The sequence below is a fragment of the Cedecea selenatireducens genome (assembly GCF_042138895.1).
Classification (GTDB): Bacteria; Pseudomonadota; Gammaproteobacteria; order Enterobacterales; family Enterobacteriaceae; genus Cedecea; species Cedecea selenatireducens.
The window spans coordinates 102,529-121,839 of the sequence record NZ_JBHIKW010000010.1 but is presented as its reverse complement, the minus strand read 5'-3'; the positions used below and the strand labels follow the sequence as shown (position 1 = coordinate 121,839).

Annotated in this window: 17 protein-coding genes; 10 read left to right on the top strand and 7 right to left on the bottom strand. The window is 54.7% G+C overall.

The annotated features are described in order from the left end of the window. The first annotated feature begins 114 nt into the window (after window positions 1–114). The 3 genes from ACE38U_RS16790 to ACE38U_RS16780 all read left to right on the top strand — a co-directional run bounded on the left by ACE38U_RS16790 (window position 115) and on the right by ACE38U_RS16780 (window position 2,436). Window positions 115–912: an energy transducer TonB gene (locus ACE38U_RS16790; protein ID WP_375530170.1), complete on the top strand. Its 798-nt coding sequence runs from the start codon at window positions 115–117 to the stop codon at window positions 910–912. Between the two features lie 170 nt (window positions 913–1,082). Further along, on the top strand, window positions 1,083–1,601 hold the full coding sequence (locus tag ACE38U_RS16785) for a phosphoribosyltransferase (RefSeq protein WP_235212873.1): 519 nt from the start codon (window positions 1,083–1,085) through the stop codon (window positions 1,599–1,601). Window positions 1,602–1,635: 34 nt separating this feature from the next. Beyond that, window positions 1,636–2,436 (top strand): HAD-IIB family hydrolase, encoded by an 801-nt coding sequence (locus tag ACE38U_RS16780; RefSeq protein WP_038477828.1) that lies wholly within the window; start codon window positions 1,636–1,638, stop codon window positions 2,434–2,436. 36 nt (window positions 2,437–2,472) lie between these two features. Here the strand turns inward: ACE38U_RS16780 and ACE38U_RS16775 are convergent, their stop codons facing one another. Both ACE38U_RS16775 and ACE38U_RS16770 read right to left on the bottom strand, forming a co-directional pair. After that, on the bottom strand, window positions 2,473–3,237 hold the full coding sequence (locus tag ACE38U_RS16775) for a DeoR/GlpR family DNA-binding transcription regulator (protein WP_038477825.1): 765 nt from the start codon (window positions 3,235–3,237) through the stop codon (window positions 2,473–2,475). 71 nt (window positions 3,238–3,308) lie between these two features. Further along, window positions 3,309–4,502: a BaiN/RdsA family NAD(P)/FAD-dependent oxidoreductase gene (locus tag ACE38U_RS16770; protein WP_038477823.1), complete on the bottom strand. Its 1,194-nt coding sequence runs from the start codon at window positions 4,500–4,502 to the stop codon at window positions 3,309–3,311. A 229-nt stretch (window positions 4,503–4,731) separates the two neighbouring features. On the opposite strand from ACE38U_RS16770, the gene pitA reads away from it, so the two are divergent. After that, a complete protein-coding gene (gene pitA, locus ACE38U_RS16765; RefSeq protein ID WP_038477820.1) occupies window positions 4,732–6,228 on the top strand; it encodes an inorganic phosphate transporter PitA in 1,497 nt (498 codons plus the stop codon). 77 nt (window positions 6,229–6,305) lie between these two features. Here the strand turns inward: pitA and uspB are convergent, their stop codons facing one another. Then, complete coding sequence (gene uspB / locus ACE38U_RS16760; protein WP_038477817.1) at window positions 6,306–6,641, bottom strand: universal stress protein UspB; 336 nt, start codon at window positions 6,639–6,641, stop codon at window positions 6,306–6,308. A 366-nt stretch (window positions 6,642–7,007) separates the two neighbouring features. Between uspB and uspA the strand changes: the two genes are divergently transcribed. Beyond that, complete coding sequence (gene uspA / locus ACE38U_RS16755; protein ID WP_008458645.1) at window positions 7,008–7,445, top strand: universal stress protein UspA; 438 nt, start codon at window positions 7,008–7,010, stop codon at window positions 7,443–7,445. Between the two features lie 435 nt (window positions 7,446–7,880). Here uspA and ACE38U_RS16750 read toward each other — a convergent pair whose 3' ends face one another. The 4 genes from ACE38U_RS16750 to ACE38U_RS16735 form a co-directional block, all read right to left on the bottom strand. Beyond that, window positions 7,881–8,219: an endonuclease domain-containing protein gene (locus ACE38U_RS16750; RefSeq protein ID WP_375530180.1), complete on the bottom strand. Its 339-nt coding sequence runs from the start codon at window positions 8,217–8,219 to the stop codon at window positions 7,881–7,883. Window positions 8,220–8,299: 80 nt separating this feature from the next. Then, a complete protein-coding gene (gene rsmJ / locus ACE38U_RS16745; protein WP_038477811.1) occupies window positions 8,300–9,052 on the bottom strand; it encodes a 16S rRNA (guanine(1516)-N(2))-methyltransferase RsmJ in 753 nt (250 codons plus the stop codon). Between the two features lie 8 nt (window positions 9,053–9,060). Next, entirely contained in the window at window positions 9,061–11,103 is a 2,043-nt protein-coding gene (gene prlC / locus ACE38U_RS16740; RefSeq protein ID WP_375530169.1) for an oligopeptidase A, read from the bottom strand. 152 nt (window positions 11,104–11,255) lie between these two features. Then, window positions 11,256–12,527 (bottom strand): acid phosphatase, encoded by a 1,272-nt coding sequence (locus tag ACE38U_RS16735; protein ID WP_176982485.1) that lies wholly within the window; start codon window positions 12,525–12,527, stop codon window positions 11,256–11,258. Between the two features lie 195 nt (window positions 12,528–12,722). Between ACE38U_RS16735 and ACE38U_RS16730 the strand changes: the two genes are divergently transcribed. The 5 genes from ACE38U_RS16730 (at window position 12,723) to ACE38U_RS16710 (ending at window position 19,303) form a co-directional block, all read left to right on the top strand. Beyond that, window positions 12,723–13,565, top strand: coding sequence for a 23S rRNA (adenine(2030)-N(6))-methyltransferase RlmJ (locus ACE38U_RS16730; protein WP_176982486.1), 843 nt, complete (start codon window positions 12,723–12,725; stop codon window positions 13,563–13,565). Between the two features lie 86 nt (window positions 13,566–13,651). Next, window positions 13,652–15,004 carry a glutathione-disulfide reductase gene (gene gorA, locus ACE38U_RS16725; RefSeq protein WP_375530168.1) on the top strand — a complete coding sequence of 451 codons (1,353 nt, stop codon included), beginning with the start codon at window positions 13,652–13,654 and terminating at the stop codon, window positions 15,002–15,004. Window positions 15,005–15,506: 502 nt separating this feature from the next. Further along, window positions 15,507–16,046, top strand: coding sequence for a fimbrial protein (locus tag ACE38U_RS16720; RefSeq protein ID WP_038477795.1), 540 nt, complete (start codon window positions 15,507–15,509; stop codon window positions 16,044–16,046). Window positions 16,047–16,088: 42 nt separating this feature from the next. Next, complete coding sequence (locus ACE38U_RS16715) at window positions 16,089–18,551, top strand: fimbria/pilus outer membrane usher protein (RefSeq protein WP_375530167.1); 2,463 nt, start codon at window positions 16,089–16,091, stop codon at window positions 18,549–18,551. A gap of 26 nt (window positions 18,552–18,577) precedes the next feature. After that, entirely contained in the window at window positions 18,578–19,303 is a 726-nt protein-coding gene (locus ACE38U_RS16710) for a fimbrial biogenesis chaperone (RefSeq protein ID WP_038477792.1), read from the top strand. Window positions 19,304–19,311: the final 8 nt, after the last annotated feature.

Here is a 19,311-nt window from a genome sequence, read left to right as displayed (position 1 = left end):
CATGCTGATTGTCTCGTTATTCATTCGAGCCTGCCCGTTTACGCAGTTCGCGTGTCCTCTCTCTTATCTCTCCTGAAACGATAACCAGCCGCCCGGCTGCGGAGTAATTTGGTCATGCCTTCACCCCTGCCGATAAGACAACCTCTTCCTGCCTGGCCCGACAGCCTGCCCGCCTCACGCCGGGGTACAGGGCTACTGCTGGCGCTTTTGCTGCACGCTGGCGTGTTCCTTTGGCTCGCTTATCGGCCCACGCAGGAACAGCCGGCCACCGCGCCACCGCCTATTGCACTGATGATTTTACCCTCTACCGACCCGGCATCCACGGCCACGCCGGAGAAGCAGCCCGATAAGATCAAACAGATACGGTCGGCAGCGCCTCAGGAGAAAGCAGAGCCAAAAGAAGAGGTGAAAAGCGTGGAAGCCCCGAACCCGGAAATCGTGGTCGCCAAAAAAGTGCGCCACAGTGCCAAAACCAGACCTCAGCCGGTTAAGCCACACGATGCCGAAGTACCGCCGGCACCCACGCCACCTGCGCCCGAAACCCACGCGCCCGCCAGCCATCCTCAGCAAAGCGCCGGTACCGCAGGGAGCAGCACCGTCAGCGCACCCAGCCCCGGCGAAGTGAACTGGGTCAGCCTGCTGCGCCAGCGCCTGGACCGCTTCAAACGTTACCCGGCTCAGGCCTTACGCCAACAGGCGCAGGGCGTGGTTTACCTGAGCCTGACGCTCGACAGGCATGGCCAGGTCCTCAGCGTGGCGCTGGAAAAAAGCAGCGGCACGCCAACGCTGGATCGAGAAGCACTTGCCCTGCCGGCTCGCGCGACGCCTCTGCCCGCCCCCACCGAAGACATCGCCCCAGGACAGGCGCAAATTATGCTCACGCTGCCGATCCGCTTCGATCTTCGCCCCTAAGATCTTCCGCCCAATGCTCGGTCTTGCCACATTGGGCACATAACTCTCCATTCGATCGTTAAAGATCACAAAATTGCAGCATGAGACCGTCTTCATATTGCACAACCGAGCATTAGATCTTATGTTAATCGAGCAACATCGAGCATAAGATAACGAATGAGGATTCAGCAGTGAGAAATAACCATGTTGGGCAGATAGTGATGAACGAATCGACGATTGCCGATGGCGTAACGAAGGTCGCCAGAGAGCTTAATAGTCGCTATCACGAGGCGGTTGTGATTACGGTCGTTCCCGGCGGGATCCTGTTTACCGCCGACCTGGTCAGGCAGCTAACTTTCGATATATCAATGGACTACATTTCCTGCCCGCACACGCCGGGCGACAGAAATAACGGCTCTACCATCGTTTACCACGACAATATTGGCATCAAGGGGAAAGACGTGATTTTGGTGGATGATGCCATCGAGTCCGGCGGCACCATGAAGCGCCTGGTCGAACATTTAATCGAGAACTACGCCCCGAAATCGCTCGCCATTGCCACTTTGTTTGTGAAGCCGGGCCGCGTAGAGATCCCCGTGGAGCAATTTCATGCCTACATCATGGACAACGATGACCTGCTCATCGGCTACGGCATGCCGTGGGAAAATAAGTACCGCAATCTGCCCTTCGTCTCAAAACTAAAAATATAAACGCCTACAGAACGCTTACCGATGGGATAACAACATGATAAAGCTGATCATTACCGACCTGGACGGCACTTTCCTCAATAGCCACGGCGACTATGACCGTGAATTATTTGCCCAAACGCACCGCTTAATGGCGCAAAAAGGCGTCCATTTCGCCGCCTGCACCGGCAAGCAGTGCCAGCGGGTGGAAGAGCTGTTCGCCGATTACCGTCAGGATTTATGGATAATCGGCGACAGCGCCACGCGCATCAAAAGGAACGGGGAGTACATCTACGAGTCGCTTATCAATAATGCGCTGGGATTACGCATCATCGACACGCTGGAGGCCGCCAGCGACAACCACGTGATTATTGCCTGCGGCAGCGAGAGCGCGTTTATTCGCAAAGACGTGCCGCAGCGCCTTAAAGACAAAATGCGCCAGTCCTACGCCCGCCTGGCGCAGGTGGACTCTTTCGCAGAACTTAACTGCGACTTTGTGAAGATAAGCGTCTATGACGAAGCCGGAAACTGCCCGCAGACCCGGCCGGTGCTCGCGCCTTTTGAGCAGGATGTTTATATCGTGGTGTCCGAAGCGGCGTGGATTGATATTGCCGATTATGGCGTTCACAAAGGGACGACGGTACAAAAGCTCCAGCAGTTACTGAACGTCAGCCCGGCGGAAACCCTGGCGTTTGGCGATGGCTATAACGACCTCGAGCTGCTGGCTCAGGCGGAATACAGCTTCGCGATGCGCAATGCGTTTGAGGAGACGAAGGCCGCGGCGCGCTTTATCACCGGCAGCAATGACGAGAGCGCGGTCCAGCACACGATAAAAAGCCTGCTGGCGCTGCAAAACTGAATGTGAAGATGGGCGGCAGACGCGCCGCCCGTTTTGCTAGTCGGCGACTTCAATATGCAGGTTAACGCCGCTGAAATCGGTAATTTTGGTTTCGGAGCTAACCACCGCCACGTCAATGTCTTCGCAAGGTGCCACCTTATAGCGAGCCACCTGAGACATCTTATTGGCCGTGACGGCGGCGATCACCTCGTTGCTCTGGCTCAACACTTCTCGCTTAAAGCAGGCATCTTCGTAATAAACCGCGCTCAGGCCAGCCTGCGGATCCAGCCCACACACGCCGATAAAGGTCTGATCGAAAACCATGCCGCGCAGCTGGTTTACCGTGTCGGAGCCCAGCGTGCTGCCGGTCAGCGGGTTAACTTTACCGCCTAACAAAATCAGCTCGCCACGGGTGCGCCCACTTAGCGCGGCGGCAATCTGCGGAGAGTTGGTGACGATGGTGAGATCCAGCTCTTCGGGAATAAACTCCACCATCGCCAGATAGGTTGAACCGGCGTCGAGAAACACGCAGGTATTGGCTTTGATCATCCCGGCGCACTTCCGCGCCACCTGGGACTTCTCAACCACATCCTGCGACACGCGGGTTTCAAAGCTGGCAGACTGCTGGAACTGGCTGATGGCGCCGCCATAAACCTTTTTACACAGGCCACGGCGCGCCAGCTCCTGCAGATCCCGGCGGATAGTGTGCTCAGACACGCCCAGCTTCCGCGCCACGTCAGCCCCAATCACCCTGCCCGTTTCGGTCAGGATCTGGTGGATCATCGCCTGGCGCTGTTCAGGCAATGCGTCATAATCTGTCACGTTTAGCCCTCAAATAGCTGCAATTGTGCATAACATATCACAATCTAGCATCGCAGCCGCAAGGCGGAGCATCAGGCTTCAACCAGCGCCTGTGCACAGGCCCAGGCGGAGCTCCAGGCCCACTGGAAGTTATAGCCGCCCAGCCAGCCGCTGACGTCCATCACTTCGCCGATAAAGTAGAGGCCCGGCGCTTTTTTGGCTTCCATGGTACGCGAGGAAAGTTCGTTGGTGTCCACGCCGCCGAGGGTAACTTCTGCCGTGCGGTAACCTTCAGTGCCGTTCGGCTGAACTCGCCAGGCTTGCAGCGTTTCCACCAGCTCGCTTTGCTGGCGAACGTTGAGCTGCTTAAGCGTTACGTCCGGGATTTGCTCCAGCTGCTGCAGGCATTCCACCAGACGCTTGGGCAGCACCATCGCCAGCGTGTTTTTCAGGCTCTGATTCGGGTGCGCGTTACGCTGCTCGTTAATAAAGCCGTCCAGGTCGGTGTCCGGCAGCAGGTTCACGCTGACGTATTCGCCCGGTTGCCAGTAGCTTGAGAGCTGCAACACGGCTGGGCCGGAAAGGCCCCGGTGGGTAAACAGCAGGCTTTCCCGGAAGCTGACGCCGTTTTCAGCAGTGATGACGGAAGGCACCGAGACGCCGGACAGCACCTGCAGCTGTTCGAGCAAAGGTTTATGCAGGGTAAACGGCACCAGGCCCGCGCGAGTCGGCAGCACCTTCAGGCCAAACTGCTCCGCCACTTTATACCCGAACGGCGTCGCGCCCAGTCCCGGCATCGACAGGCCGCCGCTGGCGATAACAAGCTTAGCGGCCTGCACGCTGCCGCCGTTGAGCTGTAACGTATAACCCTGTTCGTCACGCTCAATGCTTATGACTTCGCTACGCAGGCGCAGGGTCACCTTCCCTTTTTCGCATTCTGCCACCAGCATATCGACAACCTGCTGGGCGGAATCATCGCAAAACAGCTGCCCGAGGGTTTTCTCATGCCAGGCAATGCCGTGCTTGCCCACCATGTCGATAAAGTCCCACTGGGTATAGCGTGCCAGCGCAGATTTGCAGAAATGCGGGTTTTGGCTCAGATAGGCCGCAGGCTCGACATAAAGGTTGGTAAAGTTGCAGCGCCCGCCGCCGGACATCAGGATTTTACGGCCCGGTTTTTTCCCATTATCAATCAGCAATACGCGGCTGCCCGCCTGCCCGGCCATCGCCGCACAAAACATTCCTGCTGCACCCGCACCTATAATAATGGCATCAAACTTTTCCACGACCGACTCCCGACTATGCTTAAGGCAACGGATTGTAAAGACCTGCGGCTGGTCGCACCAGCTTTAAGGTTAAGAACAAATGCAGGTAGTTGATAAACAAAATGTAAATCATTCCACCAGCAGGCCAGATGGCGACTAAAATCAAAAAAAGTCCAGATTTCACTTTGCCGCGGTGGAGGTTGTCTTACATAATGCGCCGCGTTCATGTCCTCAAAATGGCGTAACGTCTATGCTACATTTGTTTGCCGGCCTGGATCTTCACACCGGGCTTTTACTATTGCTTGCTCTGGCATTTGTGCTGTTCTACGAAGCTATTAATGGTTTCCACGATACGGCTAACGCAGTAGCAACGGTAATTTACACCCGCGCTATGCGATCGCAACTTGCGGTGGCAATGGCTGCGTTGTTTAACTTCTTCGGCGTTCTGCTCGGTGGGCTGAGCGTAGCCTATGCCATTGTGCATATGCTACCTACAGATCTGCTGTTAAACGTAGGGTCTTCTCATGGTCTCGCCATGGTGTTCTCTATGTTACTGGCCGCTATTATCTGGAACCTCGGCACCTGGTATTTTGGTCTGCCGGCCTCCAGCTCCCATACGCTTATCGGTGCCATCATCGGTATCGGTTTGACCAACGCGCTGCTGACCGGAACCTCGGTTGTCGACGCGCTGAATATCCCGAAAGTTGTTGGGATCTTCGCTTCATTAATTCTGTCCCCGATTGTCGGGCTGGTGATTGCCGGTGGGTTGATTTTCCTGCTGCGCCGTTACTGGAGCAACACCAAGAAAAAGCAGCGTATTCACCTGACGCCTGCGGAACGTGAAAAGCAAGACGGCAAGAAAAAGCCGCCTTTCTGGACGCGTATCGCGCTGATCCTATCCGCTATCGGCGTGAGTTTCTCTCACGGCGCTAACGACGGTCAGAAAGGCATTGGCCTGATTATGCTGGTGCTGATTGGCGTTGCCCCGGCGGGCTTCGTGGTTAACATGAACGCCTCCGGCTACGAAATCACCCGTACCCGCGATGCGGTGAACAATGTTGAGACTTTCTTCCAGCAACGTCCTGAGCTGCTGAAGAAAGCCACCGGCTCGGAACAGCTGATCCCTTCCCCGGAAGCGGGCGCAACTGAACCGGCTCAGTTCCACTGCCATCCGGCCAACGCGATCACCGCGCTGGACCGCGCGAAGCTGATGCTGACCGACATCGAAAGCTACGACAAGCTCAGCATTGAGCAGCGTAGCCAGCTGCGTCGCATCATGCTGTGCATCTCCGACACGACCGATAAAGTGGCGAAGCTGCCGGAAGTGAGCGCGGACGATCAGCGCCTGCTGAAGAAACTGAAAGGCGACATGCTCAGCACCATCGAGTACGCGCCGGTCTGGATTATTCTGGCTGTGGCGCTGGCGCTGGGTATCGGGACGATGATCGGCTGGCGTCGTGTGGCGACCACCATCGGTGAGAAGATCGGTAAGAAAGGCATGACCTATGCGCAAGGGATGTCCGCGCAGATGACGGCCGCCGTTTCTATCGGTCTGGCAAGCTATACCGGGATGCCGGTTTCCACCACTCACGTGCTCTCTTCCTCCGTGGCGGGGACGATGATCGTGGACGGCGGCGGCCTGCAGCGTAAGACGGTAACCAATATCCTGATGGCCTGGATATTCACCTTACCGGCTTCGATTCTGCTCTCCGGCGGGCTGTACTGGATTGCGCTGCGCTTCGTGTAAGCGGCAGCCAAAAGAAAAAGCGGGTCAGGAAACTGGCCCGCTTTTTTTATGCTTGTCCATAACTCTGCCCTGATACTCTAGTGCCAGATAATCAATCCAATCAGGCTAATCACCACCAGCCCGCACAGCGAACTCGTCAGAATAAACTGGCGGCGCAGGCGCTCGCAGCGGCGAATAAACTCCTCATCGTGATGATCCCAATAACGCTGGGCGTAGATATAACGCACCAGCCGTACCTGCTTGCTGGGTTGACCATGCGAGGTGAAAAAGCCTCCGCCGTCGACATACTGATACAGCAGCGGATCGCACCCGCGCAGCACCACCAGTAACGCGCGCAGTGAAGAGTAATAGCGCGCCATATTCACCACACAAACTACACAAAGCGCCCAGAACAGCGCGACGGTGCTGATCATGTACCCCTCCCGGCGAAGCCCTCGAAGCGTTTGCTCCGGGACAACCGCTCTCCCCGAAAACCCTGTCAGACAATCCTGCAGCGAATAACCGATACAGGTCACAGCATTCTTCCCGTCCGGCTCATTTAATAGTGTAGGAGATCCCTTAATTTTTTTACCACCGCGTTAATCTTTATCAAAGTGGCCTGATTCATTTTTCGCTTGAATGAGTTTGAGGGATAGCGCATTGTCGGGCTGAATAGCTCGTTATAAGATAGAAATACCATCTACAATTTAAGTCTTTAGATCGGGTGACCGTAGCTCATGCCGCTGCGGTTTAAAAGATGACGGCGAGAGTCATCGATAACTTATGGAAGGAGTAACATTATGGCTTATAAACACATTCTGATCGCAGTCGACCTCTCCCCTGAGAGCAAGGTCCTGGTAGAAAAAGCCGTCTCCATGGCTCGTCCTTATAACGCGAAAGTTTCCCTGATTCATGTCGATGTGAATTACTCCGATCTGTATACCGGGCTGATTGACGTCAATCTGGGGGATATGCAGAAACGCATTTCCGAAGAGACTCACCACGCGCTCACCGAACTGTCCACCGGCGCGGGCTACCCAATCACCGAAACCCTGAGCGGCAGCGGCGATCTGGGCCAGGTGCTGGTCGATGCCATTAAGAAATACGATATGGATTTGGTGGTTTGCGGTCACCACCAGGACTTCTGGAGCAAGCTGATGTCCTCGGCGCGCCAGCTGATCAATACCGTGCATGTGGATATGCTGATTGTTCCGCTGCGTGATGAAGAAGACGAGTAAGATTTCCCCCTCACCCTAACCCTCTCCCCACAGGGGAGAGGGGACTGGAGCGAGCATAAGTCTTTGATTTTCCCCCTCTCCCTAACCTTCTCCCCACGGGGAGAGGGGACTGGATCGAGCATAAATCTTTGATTTTCCCCTCATCCTAACCCTCTCCCCACGGGGGAGAAGGGACTGGATCGAGCATAAATCTTTGATTTTCCCCTCATCCTAACCCTCTCCCCACGGGGGAGAAGGGACTGGATCGAGCATAAATCTTTGATTTTCCCCTCATCCTAACCCTCTCCCCACGGGGGAGAAGGGACTGGATCGAGCATAAATCTTTGATTTTCCCCCTCTCCCTAACCTTCTCCCCACGGGGGATAAGGGACTGGATCGAGCATAAATCTTTGATTTTCCCCCCTCTCCCTTCCAGGGAGAGGGCCGGGGTGAGGGTCACAGCTCACTCAAATCCTGCAGAATCACCGCCAATACGCCCTCCAGATTCTCCCACAACTCATTATTCCAGAACCGCCTCACCCGCCACCCTTGCTCATTAAGGTACTGCGTTCTTCGCTCATCGTAGCCTTTTTGCGCCCCGTGCTGTCCACCGTCCAGCTCTATCACCAGACGTGTAGCGCAGCAGGCAAAATCAACGATATAAGGGCCAACCGGATGCTGGCGACGAAACTTATACGCGGCAAAGCGCCTGCTGCGGAGTTGATACCACAGCAGGTTCTCTTCGGAGGTCATCTGGCGCCTTAACTGGCGGGCGTAACGTCGGATCGGCTGCATAGCGTTCAACATGCCAATGCAGCCGTAGAGAGACGAGTAGAAATATTCTCTTCTGCGAGGGGCTTTCCAGCGTTTTAGCGTTACTCCGGTGTTCCGGCGTAAATATCAAACCGATGCCCTTTGGTCACCACCGCATTTTGCGTGGCGACTTCGGCCAGCGGCGGAGCATAGTCCGGGCGCTTCACCACGACTCTTTTCTTCGCCAGCGCTCTGGCCGGAGCCAGCAGCCCGTCCGCATCTTCATCCGGCCCCACCAGGGACTGGAAAACACGCATCTCTTTCTTCACCAGCGCGCTCTTTTGCTTATGCGGGAACATCGGGTCGAGGTAAACCACATCCGGACGCGGCGTGATATCGCTGAGCGCCGTCAGGCTCGAGGCGTGGATCAGCTGTAATCGCTCTTGCAGCCAGCCGCCGATTTCCGGGTCCTGATAGCCACGACGCAGGCCGTCATCAAGCAGCGCGGCAACAACCGGGTTGCGTTCCAGCATCCGCACACGGCAGCCTACAGAGGCCAACACAAAAGCATCGCGCCCCAGCCCGGCTGTCGCATCTACAACGTCCGGCAGATAGCTGCCCTTCACGCCAACGGCCTTTGCCACCGCTTCGCCACGGCCGCCGCCAAACTTACGGCGATGCGCCATCGCGCCGGAGGCAAAATCAACGAAGATGCCGCCAAGCTTTGGTTCATCGCGCTTGCGCAGTTCAAGATGCTCAGGCGTGAGTACCAGCGCCATCAGGGCATCTTCATCATGCTCAAGCTGCCAGCGCTCGCTCAAAACAGATAAGGCGCCGGAGTCGGCGCCTGCTTCAGTCAGTAAACAGATTTTCACGTGGTGGATTAGCCCTGAATACCGTAGTGATCCAGCATCGCGTCCAGCTGCGGCTCGCGCCCGCGGAAGCGTTTGAACAGCTCCATCGGCTCTTCCGAACCGCCACGGGTCAGGATGTGGTCGAGGAACGACTGGCCGGTTTCACGGTTGAAAATGCCTTCTTCTTCGAAGCGAGAGTAAGCGTCCGCCGCCAGCACGTCGGCCCACAGGTAGCTGTAATAGCCCGCCGCGTAGCCACCCGCGAAGATGTGGCTGAAGGCGTGCGGGAAGCGGCCCCAGCTCGGCCCCGGTACCACTGCAACCTGTTTCTTAATCTCGGCCAGCGTCTGCAGCACTTTCGCGCCCTGCTCCGGGTTGAATTCCGCATGCAGGCGGAAGTCGAACAGGCCGAACTCCAGCTGGCGCAGAATAAACAGCGCAGCCTGGTAGTTCTTCGCCGCCAGCATTTTTTCCAGCAGTTCCACAGGCAGAGATTCTCCCGTTTCATAGTGGCCGGAGATAAACGCCAGCGCTTCCGGCTCCCAGCACCAGTTTTCCATAAACTGGCTCGGCAGCTCGACCGCATCCCACGGCACGCCGTTGATGCCGGACACGCCCGCAGTTTCGATTTTGGTCAGCATATGGTGCAGGCCGTGGCCGAACTCATGGAACAGGGTGATCACTTCATCGTGAGTAAACAGCGCAGGTTTGCCGTTCACCGGGCGGTTGAAGTTACAGGTCAGGTAGGCCACCGGCTTTTGCAGCGAACCGTCGGCGCGACGCATTTTGCCCACGCAGTCATCCATCCACGCCCCGCCGCGTTTGTGCTCGCGAGCATAAAGATCGAGATAGAAGCTGCCGCGCAGTTCGCCCTGGTCGTCATACAGCTCGAAGAAGCGCACGTCCGGGTGCCAGACGTCGATATCTTTACGCTCTTTGGCGGTAATGCCGTAGATGCGCTTCACAACCTCGAACAGGCCGTTCACCGCGCGCTCTTCCGGGAAGTACGGGCGCAGCTGCTCGTCGCTGATGCTGTAAAGGTGCTGTTTCTGTTTTTCGCTATACCAGGTGATGTCCCACGGCTCCAGCTCTTCCACGCCATAATGCTCTTTCGCATAGGCGCGCAGCTGAGCCAGCTCGGCTTCACCCTGTGGACGAGCGCGTTTTGCCAGGTCAGACAGGAACTCCAGCACCTGCTGCGGATTTTCCGCCATTTTGGTGGCGAGGGATTTCTCCGCGTAGTTGCCAAAGCCCAACAGCTGAGCCAGTTCGTGGCGCAGCGCCAGAATCTCTTCCATCACCGGGGTGTTGTCCCACTTCCCGGCGTTCGGCCCCTGGTCAGAAGCACGCGTTGAATAGGCGCGATACATCTCTTCGCGCAGGGCGCGGTTGTCACAGTAGGTCAGCACCGGCAGATAGCTTGGAATATCCAGCGTCAGCAGCCAGCCGTCCTGCTCTTTGGCTTCTGCCTGAGCGCGGGCCGCAGCCAATGCGCTTTCCGGCATGCCTGCCAGCTCGGCTTCATCGGTAATCAGCTTGCTCCAGCCCATGGTGGCATCGAGCACGTTGTTGCTGTAGGTAGACCCCAGCTCGGACAGGCGAGCGGAGATCTCCCCGTAACGCTGCTGTTTGTCTTTTGGCAGGCCGATACCGGACAGCTCGAAGTCGCGCAGGGCGTTGTCCACCGCTTTCTTCTCGGCGACGCTCAGGCTGGCGTAGTTCGCACCGTCGCGCAGGTCGCGGTAAGCGTTGTACAGCCCTTCGTGCTGGCCAACCCAGGTGCTGTATTCGGACAGCAACGGCAATGTCTGCTCATAGGCTTCGCGCAGTTCCGGGCTGTTCTGCACCGAGTTCAGATGGCTGACCGGGGAGAACAGGCGGCCCAGACGATCGTCCACTTCCGCCAGCGGCTGAACCAGGTTCTGCCAGCTATAAGGCGCGCCCTGGGCGACCACGCTTTCCACCGCCGCACGGCAGTCGTCCAGCGCTTTGGTCACGGCCGGCACAACATGCTCAGGTTTGATGGCGGAAAACGGCGGCAGCTCAAAAGGAGTCAGTAATGGATTGGTCATAAGCGCGTTCCTGATTAAAAGGGAGAGAGAAGCGCTCAAGCGGCGCTTTGTGCATGGGATCTAGCATGGGGTTAAGTGTAGCGAATTTCAATCCCGGACGTTGCGCTTAGCTCGCCAGGAAAGGGGCAGCAGACGCCGCCCCGAAAGGTGAATCAGTGGGATTTCTGCGCCATGGCGTAGGCCGCAGGCAGGTTCAGGCGCTGCCAGAACTGCTGGTCCGCCGTCGTGCCGGACAGCGGGTAGCCCGCAGGTAACGCCGTTTTCACCATCAGATCGCGGCGCTGTGCGGCGGAAAGCTTAGGCAGCGCAGCTTCCAGCAGGACTTCCGCCCCTTGTGGCACCTTCAGAACCTGCTTCTCGCCCTTCTGCTGCGGCAGGTCGTAGGTCATGGTGAAGCGGTAAAGTTCTTTCATCGCTGGCGCACGATACGGATCGTCTTTCGCGGAAGATTTCGCACATTCAGCCAAAGTGGTGCCGCACTCTTTTTCCAGCGCGGTACGCAGCTGATCGCGAGCTTCGTTAAACAACGCGCGGTATTTCGGGTCGTTCAGGTAGTTAGCCACGTTACGCTGCGCCACCATGCGGGAACCCATCACGTCCAGCGGGTAATGCACGCCCAGCACAATGCGCGAGTAACCGTAGCGCGCGCCGCGTTCAACCAGGGCCTCAAAACGCTCCGGCACCATTTCGGCCATCAGCAACGCGTCGGTGTAACCCGTGTTGGTGTGGCCGCTCGGGAAGGAGCCGCCGTCTGCGGTGTACGGCTTGTTATCTTTCACCACCACATCGTCCGGCACGAGATGGATGGTGTTGCCCTGGATCAGGAACGGACGCGGGTTGTTGAAGTGCTTCTTCGCCGCGCTGGTGCTGACTTCAGAGGCTTTAATCAGCGCTGCGGCCTTGCTCAGCTCGCCTTTATCGTAGGCAGCCAGGAAGGCTTTGCCCAGGCGTGGCCCCATCGCGTCGCTCAGGAAATAGAGATAGTTAATGCCCTCTGCATCCGCCAGCGCCTGATGGCGGGAGGCCTGCACGGCGTTCAGGTTGATGCTGGTGACCGTTTCAAGGTTCGGCTTAATCACGGAGTCGGGCAGTTGGCTGAACGCGGAAAGCAGCTCGATGCCCGCTTTCTGGTTGGCTTTGGTCTGGAAGTCATAGCCGCTGGCCTTCAGCCACGCGGTATCCGCCAGCTTTTTGCTCTGTTTGGCTTTATCCAGCTGGTCGCGGGTCAGCTTATCCGCATCGCCTTTCAGGGCAGTGCGGAGCGCCGCCAGGGACTGCGTTTCAAGATCATCAAACGCCTGGCTGCTGTTCGCCGGAGTCACGGTATTGGCTATCGCCGCGGCCTGAGGGAGAGACACATCCTTCGCCAGCGCGGGCATAGCCACGGCCAGCGCTGCTGCCAGCATAGAAATACGGAGTTTCATTATTTTTCCTTTTATTCAAACGATTACCTTGCCTGGCTGCGACGCTATCCTGGGAATTTGACGCTTTTATGACACATTTATGTTTTGAAACGTTTTCGACCTGATTGAAACAGCCCCGCGCCCGGGCGGTAATCCGCCGCAATCTGCGGTAAACTGTGGGAAATTTGTTTTCTTATTTGCGGAACACCATCCCCCATGCTCAGCTATCGCCACAGCTTTCACGCCGGTAACCATGCCGACGTACTGAAACACACCGTTCAAAGCCTGATTATTGAATCGCTCAAAGAGAAGGAGAAACCGTTTCTCTATCTCGACACCCACGCAGGCGCCGGTCGTTACCAGCTAAGCAGCGAGCATGCGGAGCGTACAGGCGAGTATCTGGAAGGTATCGCCCGCATCTGGCAGCAGGACGATTTACCTGCCGAGCTGGAAGCCTACATTGGCGCGGTGAATCACCTGAACCGCAGCGGCAAACTGCGTTATTACCCAGGCTCTCCGCTGATTGCCCGCCACCTGCTGCGCGAGCAGGACAGCCTGCAGCTCACCGAACTGCATCCGTCTGATTTCCCGCTGCTGCGCTCTGAGTTCCAGAAAGACGATCGCGCCCGCGTTGAACGCGCCGACGGCTACCAGCAGCTGAAAGCGAAGCTGCCGCCGGTTTCCCGTCGCGGCCTGATCCTCATCGACCCACCGTATGAGATCAAAACCGACTATCAGGACGTGGTGAAAGGGATTGCTGAAGGCTACAAACGTTTTGCGACAGGCACCTATGCGCTGTGGTACCCGGTGGTGCTGCGCCAGCAAATCAAACGCATGGTCCGTGACCTGGAAGAGACCGGCATCCGCCGCATCCTGCAGATCGAGCTGGCGGTTCGTCCGGACAGCGACCAGCGCGGCATGACGGCGTCCGGCATGATTGTGATCAACCCGCCGTGGAAGCTGGAACAGCAGATGACCAACGTGCTGCCGTGGCTGCATAAAAAGCTGGTGCCAACGGGCACCGGCTCGACCACGTTGAGCTGGATTGTGCCTGAATAACGGCGGTTCCTTTTACAACAATCGGTAGAACCTTTACCCCGGCGCGCTACAATCGCGCCTTATTTTCGACTCAAAAGGGAAACATCATGACCAGACATTATGACTACCTCGCCATTGGCGGCGGCAGCGGCGGTATCGCCTCGATCAACCGTGCGGCAATGTATGGGCAGAAGTGCGCACTGATTGAGGCGAAAGATCTGGGCGGCACCTGCGTCAACGTTGGCTGCGTGCCTAAAAAAGTGATGTGGCATGCGGCGCAAATCGCCGAAGCGATTCACAACTACGGCCCGGACTACGGCTTTGACACCACGCTGAACCATTTCGACTGGGACAAGCTGATCGCCAGCCGTACCGCCTATATCGACCGCATTCACACCTCGTACGACAACGTATTGGGCAAGAACAACGTTGACGTGATTCGCGGCTTTGCGAAGTTTGTGGATGCGCACACCGTGGAAGTTAACGGCGAAACCATCACCGCGGACCATATTCTGATCGCCACCGGCGGTCGTCCAAGCCACCCGAACATCCCCGGCGCAGAATACGGCATTGACTCCGACGGCTTCTTCGAGCTGCCGGGCCTGCCAAAACGCGTGGCGGTTGTCGGCGCGGGCTATATCGCGGTGGAAATCGCGGGCGTGATTAACGCGCTGGGCTCTGAAACGCACCTGTTCGTGCGCAAACACGCGCCGCTGCGCACCTTCGATCCGCTGATCGTTGAAACGCTGCTGGAAGTGATTGAAGCAGAAGGCCCAACCCTGCACACCAACGCGATTCCGAAAGCGGTAGTGAAAAACGCAGACGGTAGCCTGACGCTGGAGCTGGAAGATGGCCGCTCTGAAACCGTCGATACCCTGATTTGGGCAATTGGCCGTGAACCGGCTAACGACAACTTCAACCTGCAGGTAACCGGCGTCGAGCTGGACGAAAAAGGTTATATCAAGGTCGATAAGTTCCAGAACACCAACGTGGCTGGCATCTATGCGGTAGGTGATAACACCGGCGCGGTTGAGCTGACGCCTGTCGCGGTCGCCGCCGGCCGTCGCCTGTCCGAGCGCCTGTTTAACAACAAACCGGACGAGCACCTGGACTACAGCAACGTGCCAACCGTGGTGTTCAGCCACCCGCCAATCGGCACCGTGGGCCTGACCGAACCACAGGCGCGCGAGCAGTACGGCGATGACAACGTGAAGGTCTACAAATCCTCCTTCACCGCTATGTACACCGCCGTAACCTCTCACCGCCAGCCGTGCCGCATGAAGCTGGTCTGCGCGGGCCCGGACGAGAAAATTGTCGGGATTCACGGCATCGGCTTCGGCATGGACGAAATCCTGCAGGGCTTCGCCGTGGCGCTGAAAATGGGCGCGACAAAGAAAGACTTCGACAACACCGTGGCTATCCACCCGACCGCGGCGGAAGAGTTTGTCACCATGCGTTAATGCGGAAAAACTTCCGCTGCCCCATTTATTCGGGGCAATAACAATAAGGCCAGATTCTTTCTGGCCTTTTTTATATTCAAGATCAAGATATTAAATCCCAAATACTGCCAGCCTATTGCGCCCACCCGGAAGTTAAATTTCCTATTCGGAATATTCGCCCTGAAAATTCTCCCCTATTGTGAATGAAATAACTAATTATCAGTATTTCGCGATCCGGTTATGTAACTTAATTGATTATTTACTGATATAGCAAAGTATAAAATACCAAATCAATCAATCGCGACCACCCAAATCAATGGAATTTTATTCCAAAAAACAATTAAAACAAAAAATAAAATATCGATAAAGCGCAAGCAAAATCGCAAAACTTGAAGTTAGAAACTAAAAAACCGCAACATCAGACATTCCCCCTCAATAGACTACAAAAAATAATTACTATCAGTGCCGGGACGTAATTGGATATTGCGTCCTATAAAAATAAATAGGCACAAGGAGAATAGTAATGGCTTATAAAAAATTAATGGTTTCATCAATGGTTGGTCTTTTCATGGCATCGACTGGTGCAATGGCAGCCGATCAGGGACAGGGACAAATTCGTTTCATTGGTAGCATTATTGAGTCCCCATGCTCTATTGACCCGGATAAAACGACTCAGGAAGTTAACTTTGGCCAGGTTTCTGCATCTTATTTAAATAGCACAGATGCAAAATCGGGTCCTGAAGAAGTACTGATTGAGCTGAAAGACTGCACGCTTTCAGGAAATGGCGATGATGACTCTGTCAAAGTGACCTTTAGCGGCCAGCAGGTAACCGACGAAACCTACCTCAATGTTTCCGGCGTTGATGGCGTTGGCGTGACCATGGTTGACTGGCAGAACACTGATGTTAAATGGGGCGCTACACCGACTAACGCACATTCCATTACCCCAGGTAGCAATACGCTGAACTATAACGCATACCTGGCAAAACTGCCGGGTTCAGCAGCTGCAATCACGACTGGTGATTTTGTCGCTATTACCAACTTCACTTTAGCGTACGAGTAATAATAAGCATCCTCTGCAGATCTATATTGCAGGGGATGCTTTTTGAATAAATTCCTGATGAAAAATAATCATATCCTGGTCCTCTCTCTGGCACTTTTCTGCATTGATGCGCATGCCGTAGAGTTCAACACCGATCTGCTGAACGCCAACGATAAGAAAAACATTGATATTTCGATGTTTTCCAATGCTGGCTTTATTATGCCTGGCACTTATTCATTCGATATTTATTTAAATAAAACCATTCTTACCGAAAATGCAGTTATTAATTTTGTTGCTCTAAAAGATAATACCGAAGCCTGCCTTACCCGAGAACTTGTGGAAAAACTGGGGCTGCGAAAAGAATATAAAGATCGGGTCTTAAGCCATCAGTTTGACGGGTGTTACAACCTGGACGCGCTGGAAGGTGCCGTTGTTAAAGGCGATCTCTCTAAAGAATCACTCTCCCTCTCCATCGCGCCTCAGATGCTTGAGTACCACGATGCAAACTGGCTGCCGCCTGCTTACTGGGACAATGGCCTGACCGGCATGATTCTGGATTACAACATGAATCTGAATACGGGGAAAAATCAGGGCAGGTCGCAATCTCAAACTGCCAGTACCAACGGTACTCTCGGCTTCAACGCCGGTGCCTGGCGCTTCAGGGGAGACTATCAGGGAAACTACAGCCATTTAACAGGCCATAAACGGAGCACCCGGCAGACTTTTGACTGGGATCGTTTTTATGCGTACCGGGCATTACCTGAGATTCAGTCAGCATTGATGCTGGGTGAAGATAATCTCACCTCAGACATTTTTGACTCCTGGCGCTACAGGGGCGTGTCGCTGGCCAGCGACCAGAAACAACTCCCGCCGGCTCTGCGTGGCTACGCGCCGGAGGTCAACGGCATCGCGCGCACCAATGCAACCGTAACCGTTAGCCAGCAAGGGCGCGTTATCTATGAAACGGTTGTCGCGGAAGGCCCTTTCACCATCCAGCAGCTTAGTACCTCCACGTCAGGCCTGCTGGATGTGGATATTAAAGAACAGGACGGTTCCACGCAGCATTACCAGGTCATGGCGTCGTCTCTGCCTTATCTGACCCGGCCCGGGCAGACGCAATACAAACTGGCATTAGGCAGGCCGGAAGACCGACATCGCCACACCAGCGGTGAGCTGTTTGTGACCTCAGAAATGTCTCGTGGCCTGTCGGGGGAATGGTCCACCTACGCGGGAGCAATACTCTCAGGTGATTATAAAAGTGCGGCGCTGGGCGTAGCCCGAAGCTTAGGCATTGCAGGTGTTGTATCCGCTGATATCACGCACGCAGAGACAACCTTTAAAAATAGCAGTCACAAGGGTGAGTCATACCGACTTAAGTATTATAAAAACTTTGAACAGTTAAATAGCACGTTCACGGTTTCAGGGATCCAGTATTCGGACTCCGATTTCTTCAGCATGTCAGATTATATCAACAATAAAAATGACTGGGATGACAGCCGCCGGGATCGCAGCCAGTACAGCGTGAGCTTAACGAAAAACTTCAGCGAACAAAAAATGTCACTGAGCGCCAATTTCTTACACAAGACCTATTGGGCTGGAGGGAACAATGATAGCTACTCGTTAAACCTCAGCAAATATATTGATTTTCATGAATGGAAAAATATTACTTTCAGCCTGTCGGCCGTAAGAAACAATTATTACCGCAGCCAGGATGACATGGTGTACCTCAACCTGAGCATTCCTCTGGGTAATGGCACAGTCAGCTATAGCAATAGTATATCGAGAAACAATATTAACCAGCTCGCCGGGTGGTATCAGCAACTTCACAATGGCGATAGTTATCGCTTACAAACCGGTATCGACAAGCCTAAGAATAACGGTGCCAAAGGCCTGGTAAATGGATTTTATTACCACAATGGCTCACTCGCGAATATGTCAGCCAACGTTAGCTGGAAAGAAGACAACTATACCTCCGCTGGCATGAATATAAACGGGGGAATCACCGCCACGACAAAAGGCGTCGCAATGCATCCCTCGGGTAACCGCGGCGCAACGCGTGTGATGATAGGCACCGATGGTATCGCCGATGTCCCGCTGGGGAGAAACCTGGTTACAAACGGCATGGGTATTGCCGTGCAGGCCGGTGTGAGCAGCTATTCACGGGTAAGAAGTGAGGTTGATGTCACCCGCTTGCCTGAGGATATAGAAGTCATTGGCTCTCCAGTGGCAGAGCAAGTTTTGACAAATGGCGCCATTGGCTTCAAGAGCATAAACGTGATTAAGGGGCTCAAGCTCGCCGCAACGCTGCGCCTGAGAGATGGCAGCCCCGTGCCCTTTGGCACCAGCGTGCTAAACAAAAACGGTGTCGAATTGGGCATTGTGGGTGACAACGGACTGACCTGGTTATCAGGCATCACTGCCAACCAGGCATTGACGGCCAAATGGAATGGCGCTACGCACTGCACCATTGTATTACCAGCCTATATCAATCCGCAAAATATGTTACTGCTTCCCTGCGAAGAATAAATAAGGCTAATGAATAGATAAATTTTATGATGAAAAAAATTAACCTGAACACATTTCTGTTGCTCTTTATTATTACCGTTATGAACTGCCCACAGGTCTATGCAGCAATTGCCGTTGATCGAAACAGGGTTATTTATCATGAAGGTGATAATAATATATCTATCCGCATCAGAAACGATAACCATACGCGCCCCTACCTGGCTAAAGCATGGGTAGCGGATAAACAAGATAACAACACTTCGGTGCCGCTTATTGCCACACCGATGCTACAGCGTGTTGAACCTGAAACGCACTCTTTTATTCGTATCAGCCCAACTGCGTTAGAAAAAACGCTGCCGAAAGACAGAGAAAGTTTGTACTACTTCAGCGTACTTGAAATCCCAACTGTCAGCTCGTCAGAAAATGTTATGCAGCTGGCATTGCAGACGAAAGTAAAGTTATTTTATCGTCCTACAGCGCTGGAGGATGATGAAATAAATTTTCATATGGATAAACTGAAAATACATAAAGTCGGCGTCAACCGCTACCAGTTGACGAATGCCTCTGCCTTTTATCTCAATATTATCAGTTTTAATGATAAGAACGGACAAAAAATAATTAAAGCGATAGCACTTCCCCCATTTAGCGAAGAGCTGGTTGATCTCAAAATAAACAATCCGGGAAAAATCACCATCGTTAATGATTTCGGTTCGAAGATGCCATTCAATTTACTATGCAACAGCAATGAATGCCAACCTGAGCTGAAAGAATAAGAGAGATA